This window comes from Amycolatopsis sp. NPDC026612, from assembly GCF_040638285.1.
Lineage (GTDB): Bacteria > Actinomycetota > Actinomycetes > Mycobacteriales > Pseudonocardiaceae > Amycolatopsis.
The window spans coordinates 18,972-39,879 of sequence record NZ_JBEZYB010000072.1 but is presented as its reverse complement, the minus strand read 5'-3'; the positions used below and the strand labels follow the sequence as shown (position 1 = coordinate 39,879).

24 protein-coding genes are annotated in these 20,908 nt (G+C 71.0%); 15 read left to right on the top strand and 9 right to left on the bottom strand.

What is annotated here, in order from left to right:
- Positions 1–83 precede the first annotated feature (83 nt).
- Positions 84–1,637 carry a GMC oxidoreductase gene (locus AB0F15_RS36995; RefSeq protein WP_360281044.1) on the bottom strand — a complete coding sequence of 518 codons (1,554 nt, stop codon included), beginning with the start codon at positions 1,635–1,637 and terminating at the stop codon, positions 84–86.
- A 209-nt stretch (positions 1,638–1,846) separates the two neighbouring features.
- Between AB0F15_RS36995 and AB0F15_RS36990 the strand changes: the two genes are divergently transcribed.
- Together AB0F15_RS36990 and AB0F15_RS36985 are read left to right on the top strand one after the other, a co-directional pair.
- Positions 1,847–2,215, top strand: a complete 369-nt coding sequence (locus AB0F15_RS36990) for an RNA-binding S4 domain-containing protein (RefSeq protein WP_360178985.1) — start codon at positions 1,847–1,849, stop codon at positions 2,213–2,215.
- 59 nt (positions 2,216–2,274) lie between these two features.
- Positions 2,275–3,071 (top strand): IS5 family transposase gene (locus tag AB0F15_RS36985; protein ID WP_360281050.1). Its coding sequence is split into 2 segments (ribosomal slippage): positions 2,275–2,602 and positions 2,602–3,071, totalling 798 coding nucleotides; the frame shifts between segments, so codons are not numbered across the junction.
- Between the two features lie 9 nt (positions 3,072–3,080).
- Here AB0F15_RS36985 and AB0F15_RS36980 read toward each other — a convergent pair.
- Positions 3,081–3,614 (bottom strand): TetR/AcrR family transcriptional regulator, encoded by a 534-nt coding sequence (locus AB0F15_RS36980; protein ID WP_360281048.1) that lies wholly within the window; start codon positions 3,612–3,614, stop codon positions 3,081–3,083.
- Positions 3,615–3,698: 84 nt separating this feature from the next.
- Here AB0F15_RS36980 and AB0F15_RS36975 point away from each other — a divergent pair, with 84 nt between their 5' ends.
- From AB0F15_RS36975 to AB0F15_RS36965, 3 genes are all read left to right on the top strand, one after another.
- Positions 3,699–4,415, top strand: a complete 717-nt coding sequence (locus AB0F15_RS36975; protein ID WP_360281042.1) for an SDR family oxidoreductase — start codon at positions 3,699–3,701, stop codon at positions 4,413–4,415.
- A gap of 126 nt (positions 4,416–4,541) precedes the next feature.
- Positions 4,542–5,036, top strand: a complete 495-nt coding sequence (locus tag AB0F15_RS36970; protein ID WP_360281040.1) for a sigma-70 family RNA polymerase sigma factor — start codon at positions 4,542–4,544, stop codon at positions 5,034–5,036.
- Between the two features lie 30 nt (positions 5,037–5,066).
- Positions 5,067–5,369, top strand: coding sequence for a cupin domain-containing protein (locus AB0F15_RS36965; protein ID WP_360281038.1), 303 nt, complete (start codon positions 5,067–5,069; stop codon positions 5,367–5,369).
- 3 nt (positions 5,370–5,372) lie between these two features.
- Here AB0F15_RS36965 and shbA read toward each other — a convergent pair whose 3' ends face one another.
- Both shbA and AB0F15_RS36955 read right to left on the bottom strand, forming a co-directional pair.
- On the bottom strand, positions 5,373–6,029 hold the full coding sequence (shbA, locus tag AB0F15_RS36960) for an RNA polymerase sigma factor ShbA (protein ID WP_360281036.1): 657 nt from the start codon (positions 6,027–6,029) through the stop codon (positions 5,373–5,375).
- Positions 6,030–6,244: 215 nt separating this feature from the next.
- A complete protein-coding gene (locus tag AB0F15_RS36955; protein ID WP_360281034.1) occupies positions 6,245–7,534 on the bottom strand; it encodes a hypothetical protein in 1,290 nt (429 codons plus the stop codon).
- On the opposite strand from AB0F15_RS36955, the gene AB0F15_RS36950 reads away from it, so the two are divergent.
- Positions 7,533–7,703 carry a hypothetical protein gene (locus tag AB0F15_RS36950; RefSeq protein ID WP_360281032.1) on the top strand — a complete coding sequence of 57 codons (171 nt, stop codon included), beginning with the start codon at positions 7,533–7,535 and terminating at the stop codon, positions 7,701–7,703. The two genes, AB0F15_RS36955 and AB0F15_RS36950, sit on opposite strands and share 2 nt — an antisense overlap.
- Positions 7,704–7,805: 102 nt before the next feature.
- Positions 7,806–10,112, top strand: coding sequence for an EAL domain-containing protein (locus tag AB0F15_RS36945; protein ID WP_360281030.1), 2,307 nt, complete (start codon positions 7,806–7,808; stop codon positions 10,110–10,112).
- A gap of 82 nt (positions 10,113–10,194) precedes the next feature.
- Here the strand turns inward: AB0F15_RS36945 and AB0F15_RS36940 are convergent, their stop codons facing one another.
- A complete protein-coding gene (locus AB0F15_RS36940) occupies positions 10,195–11,022 on the bottom strand; it encodes a cyclase family protein (RefSeq protein WP_360281028.1) in 828 nt (275 codons plus the stop codon).
- A 103-nt stretch (positions 11,023–11,125) separates the two neighbouring features.
- Here AB0F15_RS36940 and AB0F15_RS36935 point away from each other — a divergent pair, with 103 nt between their 5' ends.
- On the top strand, positions 11,126–11,551 hold the full coding sequence (locus tag AB0F15_RS36935) for a DUF5709 domain-containing protein (protein ID WP_360281026.1): 426 nt from the start codon (positions 11,126–11,128) through the stop codon (positions 11,549–11,551).
- Positions 11,552–11,590: 39 nt separating this feature from the next.
- Here the strand turns inward: AB0F15_RS36935 and AB0F15_RS36930 are convergent, their stop codons facing one another.
- The gene (locus tag AB0F15_RS36930) at positions 11,591–11,968 is read right to left on the bottom strand and encodes a MerR family transcriptional regulator (RefSeq protein ID WP_360281024.1); all 378 of its coding nucleotides are present in this window, start codon (positions 11,966–11,968) and stop codon (positions 11,591–11,593) included.
- A 64-nt stretch (positions 11,969–12,032) separates the two neighbouring features.
- On the opposite strand from AB0F15_RS36930, the gene AB0F15_RS36925 reads away from it, so the two are divergent.
- On the top strand, positions 12,033–13,211 hold the full coding sequence (locus tag AB0F15_RS36925; protein WP_360281022.1) for an MFS transporter: 1,179 nt from the start codon (positions 12,033–12,035) through the stop codon (positions 13,209–13,211).
- 60 nt (positions 13,212–13,271) lie between these two features.
- Here AB0F15_RS36925 and AB0F15_RS36920 read toward each other — a convergent pair whose 3' ends face one another.
- Both AB0F15_RS36920 and AB0F15_RS36915 read right to left on the bottom strand, forming a co-directional pair.
- Positions 13,272–14,480 (bottom strand): glycoside hydrolase family 18 protein, encoded by a 1,209-nt coding sequence (locus AB0F15_RS36920; RefSeq protein WP_360281020.1) that lies wholly within the window; start codon positions 14,478–14,480, stop codon positions 13,272–13,274.
- Positions 14,481–15,079: 599 nt separating this feature from the next.
- Positions 15,080–15,670 carry a YdeI/OmpD-associated family protein gene (locus tag AB0F15_RS36915; RefSeq protein WP_360281018.1) on the bottom strand — a complete coding sequence of 197 codons (591 nt, stop codon included), beginning with the start codon at positions 15,668–15,670 and terminating at the stop codon, positions 15,080–15,082.
- Between the two features lie 85 nt (positions 15,671–15,755).
- Between AB0F15_RS36915 and AB0F15_RS36910 the strand changes: the two genes are divergently transcribed.
- The 5 genes from AB0F15_RS36910 (at position 15,756) to AB0F15_RS36890 (ending at position 19,017) form a co-directional block, all read left to right on the top strand.
- Positions 15,756–16,289 carry a GNAT family N-acetyltransferase gene (locus AB0F15_RS36910; RefSeq protein WP_360281016.1) on the top strand — a complete coding sequence of 178 codons (534 nt, stop codon included), beginning with the start codon at positions 15,756–15,758 and terminating at the stop codon, positions 16,287–16,289.
- An 84-nt stretch (positions 16,290–16,373) separates the two neighbouring features.
- Positions 16,374–17,003, top strand: coding sequence for a class I SAM-dependent methyltransferase (locus AB0F15_RS36905; protein ID WP_360281014.1), 630 nt, complete (start codon positions 16,374–16,376; stop codon positions 17,001–17,003).
- 93 nt (positions 17,004–17,096) lie between these two features.
- Entirely contained in the window at positions 17,097–18,275 is a 1,179-nt protein-coding gene (locus tag AB0F15_RS36900; RefSeq protein WP_360281012.1) for a helix-turn-helix domain-containing protein, read from the top strand.
- Positions 18,276–18,325: 50 nt separating this feature from the next.
- A complete protein-coding gene (locus AB0F15_RS36895; protein ID WP_360281010.1) occupies positions 18,326–18,805 on the top strand; it encodes a DUF2975 domain-containing protein in 480 nt (159 codons plus the stop codon).
- On the top strand, positions 18,805–19,017 hold the full coding sequence (locus AB0F15_RS36890) for a helix-turn-helix transcriptional regulator (protein ID WP_360281008.1): 213 nt from the start codon (positions 18,805–18,807) through the stop codon (positions 19,015–19,017). Before AB0F15_RS36895 ends, AB0F15_RS36890 begins: the two co-directional genes overlap by 1 nt.
- Before the next feature lie 25 nt (positions 19,018–19,042).
- Here the strand turns inward: AB0F15_RS36890 and AB0F15_RS36885 are convergent, their stop codons facing one another.
- Positions 19,043–19,540, bottom strand: a complete 498-nt coding sequence (locus AB0F15_RS36885) for a hypothetical protein (RefSeq protein ID WP_360281006.1) — start codon at positions 19,538–19,540, stop codon at positions 19,043–19,045.
- 271 nt (positions 19,541–19,811) lie between these two features.
- On the opposite strand from AB0F15_RS36885, the gene AB0F15_RS36880 reads away from it, so the two are divergent.
- A complete protein-coding gene (locus AB0F15_RS36880; RefSeq protein ID WP_360281004.1) occupies positions 19,812–20,882 on the top strand; it encodes a DUF3068 domain-containing protein in 1,071 nt (356 codons plus the stop codon).
- Positions 20,883–20,908: the final 26 nt, after the last annotated feature.

Here is a 20,908-nt window from a genome sequence, read left to right as displayed (position 1 = left end):
ACGGGCGGGGCGAGCACGTACTCCGTGACGCTGCCGGAGTCGCTGTAACCCGAATTACCACTCACGACCAGCCGCGGCAGACCTCAGAAGTCCTGCGCGATGATCTTCTCGATGTTGCGTTCGGCCAGCGCCGTGATGGTGACGAACGGGTTGACGCTGGTGTTGCCCGGGATCAGGGACCCGTCGATCGCGTACAGGCCCTGGTAACCGGCCAGCCTGCCGTAGTTGTCGGTCGCCTTGCCGAGCACCGCGCCGCCGAGCGGGTGGTAGGTGAGGTGGTCACCCCAGGTCTTGTACGTGCCGAAGAGGTCGGTCCGGTAGATCGTGCCCTCGGTCGCGTTGATCTTGTCGAAGATGGTCTTCGCCATGTCGATGCCCGGCTGCTTCCACGCCGTCTGCCAGTTCAGGTCCACCGCGCGCGTCGTGGGGTTCCAGGTGAACTGCGCGCGGTTCGGGTTCTTCGTGATCGACAGGTAGAACGACGCCCACGTCTCGATCCCGGTCGGCAGCGGCGCGACCTCCGCGAACGCGCCGCCCGCGGCCCAGTTGTCGATGCCGCCGCACGGGATGGTCGACTGGGAGGCCCCGGTCGGGTCCCAGATCTGGTTGGCGCGCCCGACCATCACGTTCCCGTTGTCGCCCCAGCCCTTCCCGACCTCGCCGTTGAGGTTCGGCAGCGCGCCGGTCGCCTTCAGCTTCACCAGCAGCTTGCTCGTGCCGACGCTGCCCGCGGCGAAGAACACCTTGTCCGCCGTGACAGTTTTGATCGCGGACACCGCGCCGGCGGTGGTGAGCTGCTCGATGGTCACGAGGTAGCCGCCGCCGGACGCCGGCACCACCTGCGTCACGCGGTGCAGCGGCGAGATGGTCACCCGGCCGGTCGCGGCGATCTTCGGCAGGTAGGTCTTCTGCAGCGACTTCTTGCCGTAGTTGTTGCCGAACAGGATTTCCCCGGCGAGCGCCGACTTCGTGGCGGTGCCCGCCGCCTCCCGTTCCATGTAGTCCCAGTCGTACACGTCCGGCACGAACACGAACGGGAAACCGGACCGCTGGGCCTGTTTCCGGCCGACGCGGGCGAACTGGTACCAGTCGGTGGTCTCGAACCAGGCCGGGCGGATGGCGGCGACCCCGAGCCCGGTGTTGGCGCGCGGGTAGTAGACGTCGTACATCTCGTTCGCGTCGACCGTGGGCAGGATCGCGCCGAAGTTCTCCCGCTTCGGTGTGACGGCCATGCCGCCGTTGACGAGCGAGCCGCCGCCGACGCCGCGGCCCTGGTACACGGTGATCCCGCTGAACTCCTCGGCGTCGAGGATGCCCGTGTAGCTCGGGATGTCCTTGTCGATGGGGAACCCGAGGAAGTTGGACAACGGCTGCTTCGTCCGGGTGCGCAACCAGAACGACCGCTGGTCCGGGTTGGGCGTGGTGCAGAAGATCTTGCCGTCCGCGCCCGGGGTGTCCCAGGCCATGCCCATCTCGATCATCTGCACGTCGACGCCGGCCTGGGCGAGCCGGAGCGCGGCGACCGAGCCGCCGTAACCGGAGCCGATCACCAGCGCGGGCACGCGGGCGCCGTCGGCGACAGCGGCCTGCCGCGGCGACGCGGCCGTGGCCCGCCCGGCCAGCGCGGCGCTCGCCAATATAGAACCAGTTCCAGCAATGAAGAGACGACGGGACACGGAGCCAGAAGTTGTTCTCCACACGGGTTCGTCACTCATGTGTTGTTCCTCACCGTTGAGGTATTTTAGAACAAGTTATAGCTGCGTGGTGCAGACAAGTCGACATGTACTGACGAGTAACCTGGCGGGGTTGCGGGGCAGTGCCGCTGAATGGGCCATGATGGCTGACTGTGGAGTCCACCCGAGTGGACCGCTGGCTCTGGGCGGTCCGGCTGACGAAGACCCGCCCCGACGCGGCGGCGGCCTGCCGCGGCGGCCACGTGCGCGTCAACGACAAACCGGCCAAGCCGGCGACCACGGTCGTCCCGGGCGACGAAGTGCGCTACCGCGTCGGCGGGACGACGAAGGTCCTCGACGTGGTCCGGGTGATCCAGAAGCGCGTGGGCGCCCCGGACGCGGCGACGTGCTACGTGGACCGGACCCCGAAGCCGCCTCCCGAAGCGGCGATCCCGGTCGCCCGCCGTGACCGCGGCGCGGGCCGGCCGACCAAAAGGGAGCGTCGCGTGCTGGACGCGTTCCGGTCCTCGCCGGAGCCTTAGAGCGTGTCTCACTTGGATCTTGGCGAAGGTGCGGGCAAGATCATGGCGTGATGGACGGGTTGTCGCGGCGGCTGGTGCCTGATGAGTTGTGGGCGCTGGTCGAGCCGCTCATTCCACCGGGCAAGACGCGTCCACAAGGTGGTGGAATGTCACGAGTGGACGACCGGGCGGTGTTCACTGCGATCGTGTTTGTCCTGACCAGCGGGTGTGCCTGGCGTCATCTTCCGCCCAGCTTCGGGGTCACCGTACCGACGGCGCATCGCTGGTTCACGGAGTGGACCGAGGCCGGGTTGTGGCGACAACTGCACCAGGCGGTGCTGGACGAACTGGGTGGCAAGGGCATGATCGACTGGTCGCGCGCGGTCCTGGACGGGGCATCCGTCAGGGCAAAAAGGGGGGCGGACTGACCGGTCCGAGCCCGGTCGATCGCGGCAAACCCGGTTCGAAGATCCACGTTCTGTCCGACCGGGCCGGCCTGCCTTTGACCGTCGGTATCTCTGCGGCCAACACTCACGACAGCCATGCACTCAAGCCCTTGGTCAACGCGATTCCGGCGATCCGGTCCCGCCGCGGACCCCGGCGCCGGAATCCGGTCAAGCTGCACGCGGACAAGGCCTACGACATTCCCGCTCTGCGCGCCTGGCTCCGCCGGCGCGGGATCATCCCGCGCATCGCCCGCAAAGGCATTGAATCCGGTGACAAACTCGGCCGCCACCGGTGGGTCATCGAACGGACGATCGCCTGGCTGACCGGATACCGGCGCCTGACCGTCCGCTACGAACGCAAACCCAGCAACTTCCTGGCCTTCCTCACCCTCGGAGCCGCCATCACCTGCTACAAGAAACTCGCCAAATGAGACATGCTCTTAGGCCTTCAGGCCGTCCAGCACCACGGACAGCAGGTGCCGCGTGCGCGCTTCCCGATCGGCACCGAAGTCGGTGCGCCACAGGAACCCGACCAGCTGCAGGACGTCCTCGGCGTCGACGTCCGCGCGCAGCGTGCCCGCGGCCTTCCCCGCGTCCAGCAGCAGCGTGATGGCCTTGACCACCGGCTCGTAGTACTCACCGGAGAGATCCGCGCGCGTGGCCGCTTCGACCGCCTGGGCCACGCCGTGCTTGATGCGGCCGTAGGCCGCCAGTCGCTCGAACCACCGCCGGAGCGCCTCCTCCGGCGCGTGCTCGCCGAGCAGCACCGGCACCGCGTCGATGAGTTCGTCGAGGTCGTGGCGGTACACCGCGATCAGGAGCGCTTCCCGGCTGGGGAAGTGCCGGTAGAGCGTGCCCTGGCCGACCCCGGCCGCCTTCGCGATCGACTGCAGTGAGGCGGCGCTCGACGCCTTGAGCGCCGCCCGCGCGACCTCCAGGATGCGCTCGCGGTTCTGCTCGGCGTCGGCTCGCATCGGCGTCACCAGCCCACCCTAGCCAACCGGACAGCTGTCCGCTACCGTCCAAACGGACAGGTGTCCACTTAGTCGAGGAGTGTCATGATCGAGGACAAGGTCGTCGTGATCACCGGAGCGAGCAGCGGGATCGGCGCGGCGACCGCCACCCTGCTCGCCGAACGCGGTGCCAAGGTCGTGCTGGGCGCGCGGCGCAAGGACCGGCTGGACGCGCTGGCGGAGCGGCTGGGCGCCGTCAGCCTGCCGACGGACGTCCGGCGCCCCGGCGACGTCGCCGCGCTGGTCCGGCTGGCCCGCGAAACGCACGGCAAGCTGGACGTCCTCGTCGGCAACGCCGGAGTCGGGCCGATCTCCCCGCTCGACTCCCTGCGCGTCGACGACTGGGACGCGATGATCGACGTCAACATCAAGGGCGTGCTGCACGGCATCGCGGCGGCCCTGCCGGTGTTCCGCGAACAGGGGTTCGGCCAGTTCGTGCACACGGCGTCGACGGCGGCGTACCGCACGGTGCCGACGATGGCGGTGTACGCGGCCACGAAGACGGCCGTCCGCACGATCTCCGAAGGCCTGCGCCAGGAGGCGGGCCCGGGCCTGCGCGTCTCGCTCGTCTCCCCCGGCATGATCGCGACCGACTTCATCGACGGCATCCCCGAGCCGGACGTCCGGGCCCGGCTCGGCGAGACCCGCGACGCCGTCGCCATCCCGCCGGAGGCGATCGCCCGCGCGATCGCGTTCGCCATCGAACAACCGGCGGACGTCGACGTCAACGAGATCGTGGTCCGGCCGACCGCGCAGGACTAGGTCATTTCGCCCGTCGACCATGGGATCGTCACCCCATTCGCCCCCCGCCCGGAAATAGCCGGGAATCCCTGCGGGGCGGGTGGGTCGTCGCGGAATGCGGGTAGTTCCTCCGCACGGAGGGAAGCCATGACGACCAGCACCACCCCGGACCACCTGCTGGCCGCGGCCCGGCCGCTGGTGGTGCGCTACTGCCGCGCCCGCCTGGACGCCGACGCGGCGGACGACGTCACCCAGGACGTCTGCGTGGCCCTGATCAAGGCCCTGCCGCGGCGGCCACCGGAGCGGCCGTTCCCGGACTTCGTGTGCGGCATCGCCCGCAACCAGGTCACGGCGGCGCGCAAGGCCGCCGCCCGGCAGCGGGCCGAGCCGATGGCCGAACTGCCGGACGAAGCCGACTCGTCGCTGGGCCCCGAGCACCACGCCTTGCGGCGCGAGCTGCGCGAACGGATGACCAAGGTGCTGCGGGTGCTGTCGCGGAAGCAGCGGGAGATCGTCGTGCTGCGCGTGGTCGTCGGCCTGTCGGCGGAGGAAACGGCGGCCGCGGTGGGCTCGACACCGGGGGCGGTCCGCGTGGCCCAGCACCGGGCGCTCGGCCGGCTGCGCCAGGTGCTGACGAACTGATCGGCGACGTCACCCCGCTAGGCTGGGCGGGTGAGTGAAAGCGGAAGCTACGAAGGACGCGATATCGGTGCCGGCGTCTCGGTCATCCGGGAAAGCACGGACACCGTCGGCTCGGGACCGCGGCTGCACCAGCACCCCTACACCGAAACGCTCGTCATCCTCCGCGGGCGGGCCCGGTTCACCGTCGGCGGCGAGGAGCGCGACGGCGGGGCCGGGGACGTGGTCGTCGTCCCGGCCGGCACGCCGCACAAGTTCGCCGTGCTCGGCCCCGGCGTCTACGAGGCCGTGCACATCCACGAAAGCGACCACTTCATCACCGAATGGCTGGAGTGATCTTCAGAGCCCGCGGTCGCCGATCATGGCGCGCAGCTTGGTCAGCGCGCGGAACTGCGTGATGCGGACGTTGCCCGCCGAGATGCCCAGCGCCTCCGCCACCTCGTTCGCCGACAGGCCGGCGACGATCCGCAGCGCCAGGATGTCCTGGTGCAGTGGCGGCAGGGCCGCCATCAGGCGGCCCAGCTGGGCACCGAGGTCCAGTTCGAGGACGTGGTTCTCCGGCTCGTTGCCGCCCAGCGGCCGGTCCGGCAGCTCCGGCACCGGCTTCGACCGGTCCCGCGCCACCGAGCGGAACGCGTCGGCGACCTTGTTCGCCGCGATGGCGCGCACGAGGTACAGGAACGAGCCGCCGCGGTCCTGGTAGTTCGGCAGCACCTTCAGCACCGCCAGGCACACCTCCTGGGCGACGTCGTCGGCCGAGAAGTAGGACAGGTCCCGCCCGCCGATCCGCGCCCGGCAGTACCGCACGACCGTCGGCTTGATGACCCGCAGCAGCGCCTGAACCGCGTCCGGGTCGCCTCCGCGCGCCGCCGCCACCATCGGGTCGAGCCGCTCCTTCGCCAGTGCGCCCTCCGGCCTCGGCGAATCCTCCAGCACGGTGTAGCCGTCGACGGCCGCCGCCACCACCGGCGCCGCCTCCGAAATCATGGTCTCCACGGGCCCTCCTCGTGTCCGTCGCCGGAGCCGGAGTCCGTCCACAGCGGACACTTTGGTGCCTGGACGGTTCCGGTCCGACATCTGGAGTAATCGAGGCGCTGACCAGCAACGTTGCACGGTTGCGGTGGTTGTCCAGCTATTGTCCGTTAACCATTCACGACCCGGCCGGAACGGCCGCCGGGCACCGGCGGGGCACCGGACAAATCCTGGACAAATCACGCCCAGCGGATTCCGTACGCGAAGCCCGGCGCGAGGTTCCGAAACCGGACGTGCACCTCGCCCGCGTCGTCGGCCGCCAGCGCGGCACCGGTTCGCGACCAGCTGTCCGCGCCACCCGGGAAAACCTTTTCCAGCCGCGTGATCCGCTCCGGAACGCGATCACCGAACCGGACGTGCAGATCGAAATGGTCGCACGGGTGCCGCGGCACGCAGACGTAACGCGGTTCTCGGAGGTTCGTCCGGAATCGCAGGCCGACGTCGTGCCGTCCGCCGCGCCGCAACGGCTCCGGCAGCCGCAATGCCAGCCCGATCCGGTCACTCGATTCCATCACCGGGCCGGCGAGCACACCGCCGTGGAACACGTCGACAACGAGATCGGACACCCGCACCGAATCGTCGGATTCGCCGGTGACCGGCAGCGTCAACGCCAGGTCGAGCACGGCGATTTCGTCGGCGTCGGCGACCACCCGCCGGAATTCGAACGCCTCCGCCACCGGCTGGTCGAGGGCCAGCGTGACGCGCAGTTCTTCGGTGTGCCAGCTGCGGCTCGGATAGCGCCGGGACGCCGGCTCGGCCGCCGCGACGGCCAGTGCGGCGACCTGCTCGATTCCCTCGTCGATCCGCCGCCGGACCGTCCGGTCGTCGCGGTCGAGCGTGATCGCCGCCCAGCGCACCCGTTCCTGGTAGAACGGTTTCCGCGCCCGCTCGTCCAGTGCGAATGCGGCGAGCAAGGCGATCTTCAGATCGTCGGGCAGCGACTCGACCAGTGGCCGCAATCGATCGGTCAGCTTACGCCGCATCTCCACGGTTCCGTCGTCTTCCAGAATGCCGCAAGTGGAGCGCAATGCGGGGCCCACCCGATCCGCGAGCGGTGTCGTGAAAATTGCCCTCCCTTTGCGAAGGGCCTTGAGGTCACCGACCACGTCCGCCGCACTGAGGCTCACCGTTCTCCTCCCCTTCCCACGCACGGACGTCCAATGTTCGCCAGCGCCACGGCCGATGTCCAGTCGATCACGGTCCGGCAAACGGATCGTTATCCCGCGGTTTCCTTTCCCGCTGCCGCCGGAAACCGGAAACTCCATGCCTGCCCGGTATTGCGGCCACCCGATTGCGCGCCGGAAAACCGCGCGGCCGCGGCCGTCGAAGGTGTCGAAATGACGAACCCGCGTTCGCCGTTGGTCCGCGCTTTCCGGGCGGGCACGCGCTCCACCCCGCCGGGTGAACGTGACCGAGCCGTGGCCCTCGCGCCGGTTGGCACCAGCCCGGCGCGGGTACTTGCCGATCATGAGCCCGAGGATGTGGCGCCTGCTGATTTCGGGATCGCTGCGGCTGTTCCTGATCAGCGCCGTGCCGGCCGCCGCGCACCTGTCCGTGCTCGCCGGACTGGCGGCGACGGTGATCGCGTTCGTCGTGCCGGCGCCGCGGAGCAGGCACGAACCCGGCGGTCCCCGCTAGGGCAGTGACCAGCGAGGTCCACCGGTGCGGTGCGCTTGTGGTTGATCACCCCCGGTGTACTGTTTGCCGGTCCGACCGGCGTGCGTGATCGCGTGAGGTGCCATGACAGTGCGGCGGTACCCCGTGGCGATCGTGCTCGTCTTCGTCGCGGCAGCACTGATCGTGGTCAACGGGTTCGCTTTCTGGGGCGACACGTTCGCCCTGTGGATCGACGACGCCATGCAGCTCAGCGCCGGTCTCGCCGCGGTCGTCTGCGGCGTCGTCGTCGCGCGCCGGGTCCGCGAGCACCAACGGTGGTGGCGGGCGCTGGTCGCGCTCGGCATGACCGGCTGGTCGCTCGGGCAGTGCGTCTGGTCCTGGTACCAGCTGATCGACGGCCGCGGGCTGCCCTCGCCGTCCCTGGCCGACCTCGGATACCTGAGCTTCCCGGTGTTCGCGCTCGCCGCCCTCTTCGTCCTCGCGCAGGCGCGGTCCCGGCCGGAGCGCGAACGCTGGCAGCCGGCCCAGTGGTTCGGCGTCGCAGTGGTGCTCGACGGGCTCGTCGTCACCGGCTCGCTGTTCATCCTCACCTGGACCGCGGCGCTCGGGCAGGTGGTCCGGGCCACCGGCCCGGACGCGCTGACCTGGGCCGTCGCCATCGCCTACCCGCTGTCGGACCTGGTGGTCGTGGTCGTCGCCGTGCTGCTGGTCGTCTTCGACCGGGTGGACCGCCCATACCGCGCCAACCTGCTGCTGGCCGCCGTGGGGATCGTGGCGCTGGCCTGCTCGGACAGCGTGTTCGCCTACCTGGTCAGCATCGGCGCGGAAAGCATGAAGCCGTGGTCGGACGCGGGGTTCGTGCTCGGCCCGCTGTTCATCGCCTTCGCCCTGCTGGTCACCCCGAACACGCGGCGGCGCGAGGACGCCGGCCAGCCGGTCGGCGTCGACTGGTGGCAGGTGGCGCTGCCGTACCTGCCGGTCACCGCGGTCGCGCTGCTGATCACCGTGCAGGTCGTGGCCGGCGCCGGTCCGGACGCCGTCGAGGTGTACGTCGGCGTGCTCGTGGTGTTCCTGGTGCTCGCCCGGCAGCTGCTTTCCCTGCTGGACAACCGGTTGCTGCTGCGCCGGGTGTACGAAGGCCAGCAGCAGCTGACCCACCAGGCCTACCACGACCCGCTGACCGGGCTGGCCAACCGCGCGCTGTTCGCCGACCGGCTGGACCGGGCCGTGGAGCAGGGCGGCGGCGAAGACGGGCACCGGCCGCTCGTGCTGATCTTCGTCGACCTGGACGACTTCAAGGACGTCAACGACCGGTTCGGGCACGCGGGCGGGGACGTCCTGCTGCACGCGGTCGCCCAGCGCCTGCTGAGCTGCGTGCGCGCGGGCGACACCGTCGCGCGGCTGGGCGGTGACGAGTTCGCGATCCTCCTGGAGGGTGAACTGGACGCCCCGCAGGCCGTCGCCGACCGGATCCAGAGTGCGCTGCGGCGGCCGTTCGCGGTGCACGGCACGCTGGTGCCGGTGCGCGCGAGCATGGGACTGGTGGTGCCGGACCCGGCCGAACCGCTGGTCACCTCGGACGTGCTGCTGGGCCGCGCGGACACGTCGATGTACGCCGGCAAGCGGCTCGGCAAGGACACCACCGTCGTGTACCACCCGTCACCGGACCGGGTGCCCGACTTCCCGTCGGCGCTGCGCCACGCGGACGGCGGCCTCCCGGAAGGCTTCGCCCTGGTGTTCCAGCCGATCGTCCGGCTGGCCGACGAGACGCCGGTGGCGGTGGAGGCGCTGGCCCGGTGGACCACGCGGGACGGCACCGCGGTGTCGCCCGAGACGTTCGTCCGCGCCGCCGAAGGCGCCGGCCTCGGCGCCGAACTGGACGCGCTGGTGCTGGACCTGGCCTGCCGCGAAATCACCGCGGCCGGGCTGGACCTCACGGTGCACGTCAACGTGTGCGCGAGCCGGCTCGGCGCCGACGCGCTCGAGGAGAGCGTCGCCGCGAGCCTCGCGCGGTACGGGCTGCCGGCGGACCGGCTGGTCGTGGAGATCACCGAGACCGTGCCGGTGCCGGACCTGGCGGCGGGCGCCGCGGCGATCCGGCGGCTGCAGGACCTCGGCGTCCGGGTGGCGCTCGACGACTTCGGCGCCGGGTACAGCTCGCTGACCGTCCTGCACGCGCTGCCGGTCGACCTGATCAAACTGGACCGCGCGCTGACCACCGGCGTCCGGCCGGACCGCGACGCGGCGCTGTGCCGGTCGCTGGTCGGGCTGTGCGCCGACCTCGAGGTGGACGTGGTCGCCGAAGGCATCGAGACGGCCGAGCAGGCCGAACTGGTCATCCGGGCGGGCTGCCCGACGGCCCAGGGCTACCGGTTCGGCCACCCGGCCCCGCTGGCCGCGCTGCGGTTGTCGACCCTCTCGGCCGGCTAGCCGCGGAGGACTCACCCGGGACGTCCGAGGGTCCCGGATGAGCCAGTCCCGGATGAGTCCTTCGCGACGTTCGAAGCCGCGGTCAGCCCGCCTGCACGCCCGGCGGCAGCACTCCGAAGATCGTCGCGGTCGAGCCCGCGCCGTGGCGGTTGATCGGGCCGCCCACGAGCACCCAGGCGCCGGTCGTGGGCAGCGCCGCGAGGTTCGCCAGGATCTCCAGGCTGATCCGGTGCCGCCGGTAGACCAGCTTGGACACCGTGTAGGTCTCGTCGGTGCCGACGTCGGGGCTGAACGTGTCGGTGCCGGTGCCGCCACGGCGGCCCAGCCGTCCGGTGTCGATCAGCCACCGCACGGCGGGGATCGAGAACCCCGGCTGGTGCAGCACGCCGTCCGCGTCGGTGTTCGGGTAGGCGGGGGTCCCCCACTTGGCGTCCCAGCCGGTCCAGAGCACGACGACGGACTCGTCCGGGATCCGGCCGTGGCGCTTCTCCCACGCCTTGAGGTCGTCGACGGTGACGGCGTAGTCCGGGTTCGCCGCGGCCTTCGCCCGCACGTCGATCTTCACGGCGGGCCGGAACAGGTCCGCCGGATCCATGTCGTCGGCGAGCGGTTCGCCCGTGTTGAAGTGCCCGGGCGCGCCCCAGTGCGTCCCGGTGTGCTCGCCTTCGCGGACGAACTGCAGGTAGTAGCCGTCCGCGGGGATGGTGGCGATGGTTTCCAGCTCGAAGGGCGGGTCACCGGGGAAGACGTTGGTCGTCGCGGGGTCGTTGACGTGCGACAGGTTGACCAGGTCGAGCTGGTCGAGCCGCACCGGCGGGGCCACCGGCGCGGCCTGCGCCGTCCGCCCGGACAGCGCGGCGCCGAACACCCCGGCGAGCCCCGCGGCCAGCACCCTGCGTCTCATCGGCATGAGGGATCACCTTTCACCGTGCGGGCCGCCGCCAAACGCGGTGCCCTGCACGGTGATATCACCCGGACTGGGCACCGCCAAGGAGTTGCGCGAAGATGGTGGCGTGGACGATGACATCGAAGACAACGCGGACAACGGCATCCTCGACCCCGAGGACACTTTGGACGACCGCGACGAACTGGCGGAGGGTTATTCACCGCCGGAACGGGCCCAGGCGACCGAAGGCTGGGGCACCACCGCGCACGAGACGGCGGAGGGCGAGAGCTGGGCGGGCCGGCTCGCCCGCGAGACCCCCGACCTGGCCGACGACGCCGACGACGACGGTCTGGGCGACAGCGAGGACACCGACGGCGAACTGCGCGACGACGAGGTCGGCGACGCCCGCGCGGGCCGGCTGGTCGCTTCGGACGAAGGCTTCGGCGAAGACACCGACGAAGAGCTGTACGCGTCGGACGCCGGCATCGACGGCGGCGCGGCTTCCGCGGAAGAAGCGGCCGTCCACGTGATCGACCCCTCCCGACGCTGGTGAGGTGACCGGACGGCGGCCGGTGGAGATCCGCCGACGGCGTCAGGCGGACGCCACGCCGTCGTACTCGCGGACCGCGTCCAGGTACTCCGCGATCGCGTCGCGGTTGCGCAGCAGGCATTCCGCTCGCCGGGTCATGCGGTCGCGCTCCGCCTCCAGGGTGGCGATCATCTCCGGGGTCGCGTCGGGGAAGTAGATCGCGCGGGGCTGGTCGAGGCACGGCAGGATCTGCTTGATGATCCGGGTGGGCAGCCCGGCGTCGAGCAGCCCGCGGACCTGCAGCACCCGGTCGACCGACGCCTCGGCGTAGTCGCGGTAGCCGTTCGGGCCGCGAGCGGCGACGATCAGGCCCTGCTCCTCGTAGTAGCGGAGCAGCCGGCGGGACGTGCCGGTGCGCTCCGCGAGCTCGCCGATCCGCATGTGCGCCACCTCACGTTCGCCGGAGTGGACCTTCACATCTATGTGAGGGTTCGAGCATAGCGGGATGACGAGCCTCAGCACCCGCACGCTGCCCTTGCCCGCCCTCCTCGCGCTGACCACCGCCGCGTTCGTCACCGTGCTCACCGAGGCCCTGCCCGCCGGCGTGCTGCCCGGGATGAGCGCCGGTCTCGGCGTCGGCGCAGCAGCGGCGGGCCAGGCCGTGACGATCTACGCGCTCGGCACCGCCCTCACCGCGATCCCGCTCGCCGCCGCCACCGCGGCCTGGTCCCGCAAACGGTTGCTGCTCACCGGGGTCGCCGGGTTCGCCGTCGCCAACACCGTCACCGCGCTGTCGGCGGACTACGTGCTGACCATGGCCGCGCGGTTCGCCGCCGGGGTGGCGGCGGGCGTCGTCTGGGCGCTGCTGGCGGGCTACGCGCGGCGCCTGGCGCCGGCGCACCTGCAGGGCAAGGCCATCGCCGTCGTGATGGCGGGCATCCCGCTGGCCCTGTCGCTGGGGATCCCGGCCGGGACGTTCCTCGGCGGCCTGCTCGGCTGGCGCTCGGCCTTCGGCGTCATGTCCGCGATCGCGGTCGTCCTGCTCGGGTGGATCGCCGCGGCGGTCCCGGACCAGCCAGGACGGACGAGTGGCCGGACGCCGGTCCTGCGGACGCTCACCCTCCCCGGAGTCGTTCCCGTCCTCGCCGTGACGCTCGTGTTCGTGCTGGCGCACACCGTGCTCTACACCTACGTCGCCCCCTTCCTCAGCCATGCCGGGATGGGCGGCGCGGTGGACGTCGTCCTGCTCGTGTTCGGCATCGCGTCGATGGCGGGCATCGGGGTCGTCGGCGCCCGGATCGACCGCGCGCTGCGGACGTTGATGGTGCTCGGGACGATCCTGGTCGCGGTGGCCGCGGCGCTCCTGGCGGCGTTCGCGGGCAGCCCGGCGCTGGTCTACGTCGCCGTGGCGCTCTGGGGACTCGGCTGGGGCGGCGTCCCGACACTGCTCCAGACGGCGGCTGCCCACGCCGGTGGCGAAGCGGCGGACAACGCGCAGGCCGTGCTCGTCACGCTGTGGAACGCCGCGATGGCCGCGGGCGGGGTGGCCGGCGGGGTCCTGCTCGACGCGGCCGGGCCGGCGTCGCTCCCGTGGACGCTGCTCGCGCTCCTGCTGCCGGTGCTCGCCGTGGTGCTCGGCGCGCGGCGGCACGGGTTTCCCCCGGCGGCCGGGCACCGTCCGTGACGGTCCGATGTGGACGAAGAGCCCGGACGCGCTCGCGCCCGGGCCCTCCAGCTCTGTTTCTCAGCAGCGGCCCGCGATGGCCCGCACCAGTTCCGCGTTCGCGGTGTCACCGGACAGCTCCCAGGCGAACACGCCGCCGAGCCCCTGCGACTTCGCGTAGCCGGCCTTGGCCGACGCCGTCTCGGGGGTGTCGTAGCTCCACCACTGCGAGCCGCACTTCGCGTACGCCGTGCCCGCGACCCGGCCGTTGGCGGGGCACTTGGTCTTCAGGACCTTGTAGTCGTCGACGCCCGCTTCGTAGGTGCCCGGCGCGGGGCCGGTCGCCGTGCCGCCGGGCTGCTTCTGCGTCACGCCGTCCCAGCCGCGACCGTAGAAACCCAAGCCCAGCAACATCTTCGCCGACGGAACCCCTTGCTGGCGCAGCTTCTGGATCGCCGCGTCGGCGTAGTAGCCGGCGGTCGGAAGGCCCGGGTAGGCGCGCAGCGGCGAGTGCGGCGCGGTGGGGCCGGCCGGGCTGGCGCCGGCGACGAAGTAGTCGTAGGTCATCACGTTGTACCAGTCGAGGTACCGGCTCGCGGCACCGTACTCGGTGGCGTCGATCTTGCCGCCCCGCGAGCCGTCCGCGGTGATCGCGGCGGTGATCAGCTGCCGGTGCCCGAACTTCGCGCGCAGCGCCTTGACCAGCTCCGTGAACGCCTTCGGCCCGCTGGTGTCGCAGGTGTTGCCGCAGGCGTTCGGGTACTCCCAGTCGATGTCGATGCCGTCGAAGACACCCGCCCACCGCGGGTCGTTCACCAGGTTGTAGCAGGATTCGGCGAACGCGGCCGGGTTCTTCGCCGCCTCGGTGAACCCGGCCGACCAGGTCCAGCCGCCGAAGGACCAGAGGACCTTGAGCTTCGGGTGCAGCTTCTTGAGTTCGAGCAGCTGGTTGAAGCTGCCGTGCAGCGCCCCGGCTTCGGCGCTGTCGGCCTGGCCGCTGACGCTCGTGGCGGCGTCGTAGGGCATGTCGTGATCGGCCCACGGGTCGCCGACCGCGCAGCCGCCACCCGTGACGTTGCCGAACGCGTAGTTGATGTGGGTCAGCCGCGCGGCCGACCCGGACGTCTCGATGTCCTTGACGTGGTAGCCGCGGGCGTAGACGTCCCAGTCGGCGAAGTAGGCCATCACCTTGCTCTGGGCCGGCCCGGCGTCCGCGGGCGGCGCGGCGACCGAGGCACCGGCCAGCGCGAGCGCACCGATCGCGAAGGAGGAGGCCAAGCGTTTTCTCATGGGGAGCACGGAATTCCCTTCGATGCTGCAGCCCTTCGGCCAACCGGCCACGCCGAGGCTAACAGGTCCAGACCACTGTGAACCAGAGCGAATCGGCGCGGTCAGCGGGTTTCCCGATGACCCCGCAGCCGGGTCCGGATTCACGGCCGGCCGCCCCCGAAACGTCACAAACCCCCCAGCCGACCCGCGCGCAGCCCCAAGTCGCCGAATCCGCGCGACTTGCCTGTCGCCCGCACCGGCCAACTCACTGCCCGCAACAGCCAACTCACCGCGAACGCGGGCGAGTTGGCCGGTGCGGGCGATGAGTTGGCCGGCGCGGGCGGTGAGTTGGCCGGACACGACGACGTGAAGCCGCCGGCCACACCGTGCGACGCGTCGACCCGTCCGGCCACGCGCCGCACCGCGGCCTCACCGGGGTGCGGCATGCCGGGCCAAGCGGGAATCGGATCGAGCACCCCGCGCGACCAGCACCACAGCGAGCACGGCTCTCACCCGATCATGGGACTTCGACCATCACCTGATCCGCGTCCCCCGCCGGAAGCGCCTCACCCAACCACCAGCCACTGAAATGTTAAATCTCACCTCCCACCTTCCAGCCACTAAGCCGCCTTCGGATGGGCAGCTCGACGGTTCTCCCGCGCCAGCTCGACCGTCGTCGCGATGCGGCGCTGCCGGGTCTCCGGCCGCTTGGCCTTCGCGATCCACTCCAGGATCAACCGCCGCGACGAGGGCGGAAACGCCTCGAAGTACCCCGCGGCCACCACGTCCGCCTCGAAGGCACCCCGCAGATCCGGCGGCACCACCCCGTCCTGGGCCTCGGCCAGCACGTCCCACGTCCCGGTCCGCCGGGCGAGGTCCACCATCGCCCGGCCCGCCGGGGTCATCGCCCCGGCCGAGGTCAGCCGGGCCACGCGGTCCCGGTTCACCCGGCTCCACGTGCTCGCCGGCTTCCGCGGCGTGAAGCACAGGTAGGTGCTCTCGGCGTCGCGCCGCAGCGCCTTGCTGTCGATCCACCCGAAGCACAGCGCCTGCTCCATCGCCTCGTGGATCCACACCCCGGGCACCGCGCTCCCCTTGCGCCGGATCACCAGCCACACCGACGTCTCCGTCCGGCCCGACACCGCCAGCCACTCCCGCCACTCCGCGGCCGACGTGACCTTCAGCACCGCGACACCTTCGAGCTTGTCCATGCCCTCATCGTCCGCAGTCAAGTGCTCATCTTCTGAGCACTTTTACGCGGGAACAATCAACGGCCTCCCGGCGTAGCGTCCTGATATGGAGACTCCGTTGAGCACCGACCGGCTCGTGATCCGGGACTGGACGGTGGACGACGCCGAAGCCGCGTTCGCGATCTACGGCGCGGAGGACGTCACGCACTGGCTGACCCCGGCCATGGACCGCGTGGGCGACATCGGCGCGATGCGCGCGGTGCTGCACGCCTGGCAGGAAGCGCAGCCGAACCTGCCGCCGCCGCGCGGCCGGTGGGCCGTCGAGCGGAAGGAAGACGGCGCGGTGATCGGCGGCCTCGGCATCCGGCTGCTGCCGCCGTTCGAAGAGGACCTCGAGCTGAGCTGGCAGCTCAGCCCCGGCGCCTGGGGCAACGGCTACGCGTCGGAGGCGGCGACCGCGCTGATCGGGTGGGCCTTCACCCAGGACACCGAAGAGCTGTTCGCCGTCGCGCGCCCGAACAACACGCGGGCGATCGCGGTCGCCAAGCGGCTCGGCATGCTGTGGGTCGGCGAAACCGACAAGTACTACAACCTGCGCCTGCAGGTGTACCGGATCCGGCACACCGACCTCATCGACTGACCGGGTTCGCCCGGCCGGAGCGCGCCACCGGACCCTGCCGGAAACCTGTGCGAACCGGCCCGGGTTTCTGGCAGGGTCCGGCGCATGACCCGCCCCGAATCCGCCGCCGAGGTGTTCGACGCGCTCGGCATGGACTACGAAATCGCTTTCCGCACCTCGACCGCACACCGGGCGGCCCTCACCGACCTGCTCGCGGCCCTGCCCCCGGAGGCGAAGGTGCTCGACCTCGGCGCCGGCACCGGGCGGCCGACCGCGGAGCTCCTGGTTGCGGCCGGCCACGACGTGACCGGGTACGACGTCGCGCCGAAGATGGTCGAGATCGCGCGGAACCAGGTGCCCGCCGCCCGGTTCGAACTCGCGGACATGCGCGAACTGTCCTTCGAGGACGGCAGCTGGGACGCGATCACGGCGTTCTTCTCGATGCTGCAGCTGCCCCGGGCCGAGCAGGAAACCATGATCGGCCGCATCGTGGCCTGGCTGAAGCCCGGCGGCCTGCTCCTCTTCGCCACCGTGCCCGCCGACGCCGACGGGGCCGACATCGTCTTCATGGGCCACCCGCTCCGCGCGAGCAGCTTCCCCGCCGATACGCTCGCCGGGCTGCTGCGCGACGCGGGCCTCGAGATCCTCCGCGAGGACGCGGCGGAGTTCGCGCCCGACCACCCCAGCGCCGAACCGGAGCCGCACGTCTACCTGACCGTGCGCAAACCGGGCTGAGCCGGCCGGCGGCGCGGCTTCACCCACCCGACGGACATGAATTTTGCTCAACTTCGCGCCTGTCCGGGCGGCGCGCCCGAGCTAAGGTAGGGAATGGGCATCGAAGCTCTGGCCAGGCCGGTTCCTCGCGAACACCGCGAGCTCCTGCGCGAGATGCTGGCCAGACTGCCCGAGTTCGCCGATCGCCTCGCTCGGCTGCTCGGCGAGCAGGACGAGTTCTACCGGCAGGTGGAAAACGTCGCGCCCGGCGAACTGCGGCAGGTCTGCCGGGCCAACCTCGAGCGCGCGCTGACGGCGCTGGCCGAAGGCCGCGGCCTGGCCCTCGACGCCGCCCGCAAGACCGGGCTCGTCCAGGCGCGCCAAGGCATCCCGCTGCCCGCCGTGCTGCGCGCGTTCCGGATCGGCGGCACCTTCGTCTACGAAGCCCTCCTGGAGCTCGCCGGCCCGGAGTTCCTCAACCCGACCCGGACGATCGAGATCAACTCCTACGTCTGGAAGGCGATCGACCTCTACTCCGAAGCGCTGACCACGGCGTACGAGGAGGTCGCGGCCGAGCCGTCGCACGCGAACGCGCGGCTGCTGGACGACCTGCTGCGGGGCCGGCTCACGAGCCAGGCGGCCATGGAGGCGGCCGCCCGCGAGCTCGGCCTGCCGACCGCGGGCATGTTCGTCGCCGTGGTCACCGAACGCGTCGAGCCGGACGAGCACGACTCCGTCCAGGCGCTGCTGCGGGCACGGCGCTGGCGGTCGGCCTGGCGGCCCGGCGGCGAGGCGGGCCTCGTCGCGATCGACCGGATCGAGGACCTCCGGCGGCTGCGGGAAGTGCTGGGGTCGCTGCCACTGGCGGCCGGGATGAGCAGGCCGTTCGCCGGGTTCCCCGACGTCCCGGACGCCCTGCACCGGGCCCGGATCGCCCGCCGCTCACTGCCGTCGGCGACCGCGGGCGTCGTGGTGTTCGGCGACTCGCCGGTGACGACGCTGGTCGCCGCCGCGCCGGGGATGGCCCGCGACGTCGTGCGGTCGGCCCTCGCCGGGGTGCTCGCCCTGCCGGGCGCGGAACGCAAGGTCCTGCTCGACACGCTGCTCGCGTGGTTCGGCGGGCACGGCTCGGCGAAGGAGGCCGCGGACCGGCTGTTCGTGCACCCCAACACCGTCCGCTACCGGCTGCGCCGCGTGCAGGAGCTGACCAAGCGCGACCTCACCGACCCCGTCGACATCGGCGAGCTGTACGTCGCGCTCGAATCGGTCCGACTGGACCCGGAGCCATCGTAGATCGCCAACTACCGATTGACTTTCGATAGATAGGCGGCGATAGTCGTCGCATGCTCACCGAAAGACGCGCCGTGGCCGCGCTCCGGGTCTTCCTCGTCGTGCTGTTCGGCATCCTCGTCGTCTTCCAGACGCTCTCGCTGCCGGGCGGCATCGCCTACCACACCCAGCAGAACCCGCACGACGCCGACCTGCGCTGGCCGCTGACCGCCATCGCGGTGTTCCTGGTGCTCTGCGTCGAGGTGGTGGTCGTCGCCACCTGGAAGCTGCTGACCCTGGTCAAGAAGGACCGGATCTTCACCAGCGCGTCCCTGAAGTGGGTCGACGCGATCGTCTGGGCCGTGGCCGCCGCGTGGCTGGTGCTCGCCGGCATGCTGGTGTTCGTCGGCTTCAACGCGGACGACCCCGGGATGCCGATGCTGCTGTTCCTGGTGACCACGGGCGTCACCGTGATCGGCCTGCTGATGGTGGTCCTGCGGGCGCTGTTGCGCCAGGCCACCGCCCTGCGGTCCGACCTGGAAGCGGTCATCTGATGCCGATCGTCGTGCGCATCGACGTCGAACTGGCCAAGCGCAAGATGAGCGTCGGGGAGTTCGCCGAGAAGGTCGGGCTCACGCCGGCCAACGTCGCCGTGCTCAAGAACGGCCGCGCCAAGGCGGTCCGCTTCAGCACCCTGGAAGCCATGTGCCGGGTGCTCGAATGCCAGCCCGGCGACCTGCTCGAGTGGGTCGACGACGAGCGTTAGCCCAGGTCAACGGGGGTACCCGCAGCTAAGCCGCGTCGGCCTCGACCAAGCACGCCAGCTCCAGCAGCGCGGCTTCGAAACCCGGACCCGCGGTGAGCGCCACCGTCAGCGGCCCCCCTCGCCGGTCCCGCCCCACCGGGAGCGTCACCGCCGGCTCCGTCCACTGCGGACGGTCGACCCCGGCCGAGACGACGACGTCCGGGCGCACCGGACGGCGCCGCCGTCCGCCCGCGTCGAGATCGAGCACCACGTTCCCGTGCAGGGAAAGCAGGGCCGCGACGTCCGCCACCGCGTCCCGCAGCTCCCGGTCGGCGATCGAGTCGGAGTGGGCACCGATCGCCGGACGGGGCGGTTCGCCGTCGCGGACGAGCCGGGGCACGATCGCCCCGAGGTCACCCGGGGCACAGGTCAGCACCCGGATGCCGGGTACGCCCGCCAGCGGGTCGGCGAGGGTGATCCCGGCGCTCGCGGCGGCCGCCACGATCCGGGCCCGCCAGCGCGTGGTGGCCGCGATGGCGACCATCGAAGGGTCCTGGGACAAAAGGGGAGTTCTCCTTAGCGATCCGGCGCGGCGGCGGGAGGATCGTCCGATGGTCGTCGCATGCCCGTTGTGCCCGGGAACAAACATCTTTGGCCGATTGGTCCGAACGGGTGCACTCATGCCGCCTTCCGGTCGCATCGCGTGTCTGTGACCGCCGGTCACACTTTGACGCGCGACGTGGCGCAGGCCACTATCCGGGCACCTGATTACCGCCGGGTAATTTGCGTGTCCGTAGTACGACCCAGGAGGACCGTTGCGACGAGCTTTCAGCCTGATCTTGCTGGCGCTGGGGGTTTTCGCGGTTGCCGGAGCGGTGCTGCTGCCGACCTACGTCTACCCGAAGCTCGCCAAGGTGCCGCTGGACCAGGACTCGATGTCGGTGCTGGAGGGCACCGCGAGCAAGGTCCTGGCCGTGACCGACAAGGGCACCGGCCCGGTCACGGAGATCCGCGAGAACGCCAAACTGACCGCGACCGCCCGCGTGCAGGCGAACTTCGCCCGGCCCGAGATGCACCAGGACACCGATTACGCGGTCTGGCTGCTCGCGGTGCAGGTCAAGGACGACGCCGACGGCACCGTGCTCAGCGCGAGCAAGCGGCAGGTCTGCTTCGACCGGCGCACTTCCGAGGGGTACGACCCCCGTGGGGATGGGGACCCGAAGTGCACCAAGGAAAGCAGCTACATCACCAAGCTCAAGGACAAGGCGGACAAGGACGGCCAGAAGCCGCCCGAGGAGATCATCTACCAGCCGCAGCCCGGCCTGAACTTCAAGTTCCCCTTCGACACCGAGCAGAAGGACTACCAGGTCTACGACGACAACACCGGTAAGGCGGTCACGGCCCGGTACACGGGCACCGAGACGGTCAACGGGATCGAGACCTACAAGTTCGTCCAGAACATCCCCGACACGAAGATCGACACGAAGGCGGTGCCCGGCTCGCTCGTCGGCGCCGCCGGGGCGAGCGTCGACGCCGAGCTCTACTACCGCGGGGTCAACACCATGTGGGTGGAGCCGGTCACCGGGGTCGAGGTGAAGCAACAACAGCAGCAGCACCAGGAACTGCGCACCGGCATCGGCACCCCGACCGTCGTGTTCGACGGGACGCTGGCCTTCAACGGCAAGACGATCGCGCAGATGGTCGACCAGATCGACGAAAACCGGGGCAAGCTGCAGTTCCTGTCGAGCACCGGCCCGCTCTGGCTCGGCATCGGCGGCGGGGTACTGATCCTCGTCGCGCTCTACCTGCTGATCCGCCGCCGTCCGGCCGCACCGCCGGCCCCGCCGCGGCGACGGCAGCGGGTGCCGGTGGGCGCCGACCGCTGATTTTTTGGAGGGGGCTCCGGGTGCCG